This window comes from Cobetia sp. (assembly GCF_983723665.1).
This window is the reverse complement of sequence record NZ_CFDJES010000161.1, coordinates 1,776-5,656: the sequence shown is the minus strand read 5'-3', so window position 1 is coordinate 5,656 and position 3,881 is coordinate 1,776. Positions and strand designations below refer to the sequence as shown.

At 63.7% G+C, this 3,881-nt stretch carries 4 protein-coding genes; all 4 read right to left on the bottom strand.

Annotated features, from left to right (window positions below; genetic code table 11):
* On the bottom strand, positions 1-344 hold a 344-nt coding region (locus tag AC4FAH_RS12890), incomplete at its 3' end, for a RidA family protein (protein ID WP_490246161.1).
* Between the two features lie 421 nt (positions 345-765).
* On the bottom strand, positions 766-1,656 hold the full coding sequence (locus tag AC4FAH_RS12885; RefSeq protein ID WP_490246160.1) for a universal stress protein: 891 nt from the start codon (positions 1,654-1,656) through the stop codon (positions 766-768).
* A 176-nt stretch (positions 1,657-1,832) separates the two neighbouring features.
* The gene (locus tag AC4FAH_RS12880) at positions 1,833-3,320 is read right to left on the bottom strand and encodes a SulP family inorganic anion transporter (protein WP_054555610.1); all 1,488 of its coding nucleotides are present in this window, start codon (positions 3,318-3,320) and stop codon (positions 1,833-1,835) included.
* Positions 3,321-3,584: 264 nt separating this feature from the next.
* On the bottom strand, positions 3,585-3,881 hold a 297-nt coding region (locus tag AC4FAH_RS12875), incomplete at its 5' end, for an EamA family transporter (RefSeq protein WP_490246159.1).

The following is a 3,881-nucleotide window of genomic DNA, read 5'->3' as shown; positions in this document are numbered from 1 at the left end:
GCGACCACGGTAATTTCACACAGCAGTTCCGGGCTGGCCATGGCGGCTTGTACGCAGGCGCGGGCGGGGGCGTGACCTTGTGGTACCCAGGTGTCCCAGATGTCGTTGAAGGTCTTGAAGTCGTCCATTGTCTTGAGATAGACGGTGGCGGAGAGCAGGTGCTCGCGGTCGGTGCCGACTTCTTCCAGCAGCGCATCGACACGCGCGAGCATGCTGTTGGCCTGGTCCGTGATATTCCCGAAGCGATGGTCCGGACCGGCGACCTGGCCACACAGGTAGATGGTGTTGTTGTGGATCACGGCGCGGCTCATGCGCGGCTTGGTGTCATGGCGTTGGATGTTCATCGAGAGTGTCCTTGTGCTGTTCTTCTTGGGTAGTGAAAAAATGCCCCCAGCGGTGCTGATACAGAAAAGACCGCTAGCGAAGCAGGGTGAGGTCAGTCCTTCAGCGTTCCAGATTCGCGCGAGCGGCGCAACGCGACCTGCGGAGAATATTACCCTGCATCAGAAGAACCTGTGGTTTCAGTTATGGGGGCTCTTGTGATGGCTCTTGTGGTGGCTCTTGTGGTGACAGCTGTTGTTTCACGCGTGCTGCCGGTGATGCAGGAAAACGTGCGTGAACTCAAGACTGCCGGTATACGAAGACACCCGCCAGACAGCAAGACGCCGCGCCCGAGAGATTACGGAAGCGCGGCGTCACGGCAATGATGAAACGGCTCGCTCTCAGCCAATGCTCAGAGAGCCGCCTGAGCGACTCAGACACGGCTCAGCGCAGGATCAGCAGCGGCACCGTGGCGTTGCGAATCATCTCGGTGGTGGTGCTGCCGACCAGCAGCTGACGGATGCGCGAGTGGCCGTAGGCACCCATCACCAGCATGTCGATGGCGTGCTCCTTGGCATATTCGCGCAGGCAGGCTTCCACCTCCCCTGCTCTGAAGCTGGCCTGCACGCTGAAACCTGCCGCGGTGAGGGTGTCGCGCGCGGCGTCCAGCGGAGCCTGATGTTCCACCGACTCCGCGCCGACCATCACCAGATGCAGCTCCGCGCCTTGCAGCAGCGGGCTTGCCGCCAATACCTCGACGGCGCGCTTGATGGTGGTGCTGCAATCGAAGGCGATCAGCACCCGCGTCGGCTGATTGAACTCGCCCGGCACCACCAGCACCGGACGATGCAGACTGCGAATCACGCGCTCCAGATTGCTGCCCAGGTGCTCGCTGGCCTGCTCCGCCCCTTCGCCGCGCTTGCCGATCACCAGCAGGCGAATCTCGTCTTCAAGATCCGCGAGGGTCTCGACCAGCTCTCCATTGCGCTGGCGTGGGCGCGGCTCCGCGATACCCGCCTGCACGGCGCGCTCGTAGGCGGCCTCCAGCATCAGGCGGCCCTGCTCCTGGGCGATACGCCCGCGTTGCTCATCCAGGGTGGCGAGCTCTTCCAGCAGATGCTCGCGCGCACCGAGCCCGATACTGCCGGAGAGATCACTGTTGGTCTCGCCCGCCCCTTCCTGGCGGTCGATCACATGCAGGAAGCTCAGCGGCGCCGAGAGACGTTGGCTTGCCCATACGGCGGCATCACACACGGAGACGGCAAAGGCGGAGCCGTCAATGCAGGCGGTGACCTTGTCATGGCCTGTCAGGGCACTGGCAGAGGATTGGCTCATGGCGTGCTTCCTTATGCTGACGATCAAGGTGGCGCTTCAGGCGCCTGTTTCGAGATTACCACTTTCCGACCCCACCAACGCAAACGGCGGGCAGCCCGTGAAGGACTGCCCGCCGTCTTTACGCATCAATCACGCTGCTGGCGCCGCCCTCGATCAGGCGGGTGGCGCCAACGGGATCAATGCCCCATCAGTTTCTCGACCGCATCCGGCTTGTCATGCACCGCGAAGCGATCCACCAGCGTGGCGCTGGCTTCGTTGAGGCCACGCACCTCGACCTCGGTACCCTCGCGGCGGAACTTGACCACCACGGTGTCCAGCGCGCCGATGGCGGTGATGTCCCAGAAGTGTGCACGGCTGACGTCGATGACGACACGCTCGACGGTCTCCTTGAGGTCAAAACCGGCCTGGAACTGCTCGCTGGAGGCGAAGAACACCTGACCGACCACGCGGTATTCGCGGGTACGACCATCGGCATTCATGTCGCTGCCGATATGCAGCACCTGACCGATCTTGTTGGCGAAGAACAGCGCCGAGAGCAGCACGCCGACCAGTACGCCGATCGCCAGGTTGTGGGTCGCGACCACGACGGCCACGGTGCCCAGCATGACGATGTTGGTGGACATCGGGTGGGTCTTGAGGTCACGGATCGACTGCCAGGAGAAGGTGCCGATGGAGACCATGATCATCACCGCGACCAGTGCGGCCATCGGAATCTGCGAGACCCACGGGCCGAGGAACACGACCAGGATCAGCAGCACGACACCCGCCACCATGGTGGAGAGACGCGTACGACCGCCGGACTTCACGTTGATCATCGTCTGGCCGATCATCGCGCAACCCGCCATGCCGCCAAGGAAGCCGGTGACGACGTTGGCCGCGCCCTGGCCCTTGCACTCACGGTTCTTGTCGGACGGCGTATCGGTCAGATCATCGACCAGGGTGGCCGTCATCAGGGATTCCAGCAGGCCCACGACCGCCAGCGGCAGCGAGTACGGCAGGATGATCCACAGGGTTTCCAGATTGAAGGGGATGTCCGGAATCAGGAACACCGGCAGGCTGTCCGGCAGCTCGCCCATGTCGCCGACGGTGCGGATATCCAGACCGACGACCATCGCGAAGATGGTGAGCACGATGATGCAGACCAGCGGCGACGGCAGCAGCTTGCCGACCTTCGGCACCAGCGGCAGCAGGTAGATGATGCCGAGACCGGCCGCCGTCATGGCGTAGACGTGCCAGGTGACGTTGGTCAGCTCCGGCAGCTGGGCCATGAAGATCAGGATCGCCAGCGCATTCACGAAGCCGGTGACCACCGAGCGCGACACGAAGCGCATCAGCGAGCCGAGCTTGAAGTAGCCGAAGATGATCTGGATCACGCCGGTCAGCACGGTGGCGGCCAGCAGGTATTCCAGGCCGTGGTCCTTGACCAGGTCGACCATCAGCAGTGCCATGGCACCGGTGGCGGCGGAGATCATGCCCGGACGGCCACCGGCGATGGCGGTCACCACGGCGATGGAGAAGGAGGCATACAGGCCGACCTTGGGGTCGACACCGGCAATGATGGAGAAGGCGATGGCTTCGGGGATCAGGGCCAACGCCACCACCAGGCCGGACAGGATGTCGGGCCGGAGGTTGGAGAGCCACTGCTGTTTGAGGCTGCTTGTCATCGAGTCGTCCGCAACAGGTTGGGGAAGGTGGTGTGCGTGCTGGATCCTGGCGCTGTCGAGTCAGTCTGGCGTCCGGTTGTTGCAATCTTCATCACTGCCGTCAGGGGCAGTGCCGCTCGCGCCTGGCTCGCGTCGTGAAGTCGCCGTCGTTTCCGGTCGCCCTGTGGCTTTCTTCGCGCCATGAGCTATTCGCTCCGGTCGCCGTGAGGCGTCCAGAGGGCTGTCATTTGACAGTGAATAAACTCGGGGATGGGCGGGATTGTATCAGTTGCCGCCCGCAGACGCATCCGCAGAAGGCGTGCGCGTGGCCTGCAGGTGACGCAGGCGGCGGTCGATCAGGCTCTTGATCAGCATCGCGCCCAGCACCATGGCGCCGCCCACCCAGCCGCGCAGGGTCAGCGACTCGTCCAGCACCCACCACACCCACAGGATGCCGAACACGCTTTCCAGCAGCATCAGCAGCGCCACCTCGGCGGACGGCAGATACAGCGGACCACGCTGGATCAGCGTGAAGCCCAGCGGCGATAGCACCAGACACAGCAGCACCAGCCAGCCGGCGCG

Excerpts from the sequence above, each read along its gene's own strand:
- AC4FAH_RS12885 (WP_490246160.1), bottom strand. The coding sequence starts at position 1,656 with ATGAGCCAATCCTCTGCCAGTGCCCTGACAGGCCATGACAAGGTCACC.
- AC4FAH_RS12880 (WP_054555610.1), bottom strand. The coding sequence starts at position 3,320 with ATGACAAGCAGCCTCAAACAGCAGTGGCTCTCCAACCTCCGGCCCGAC.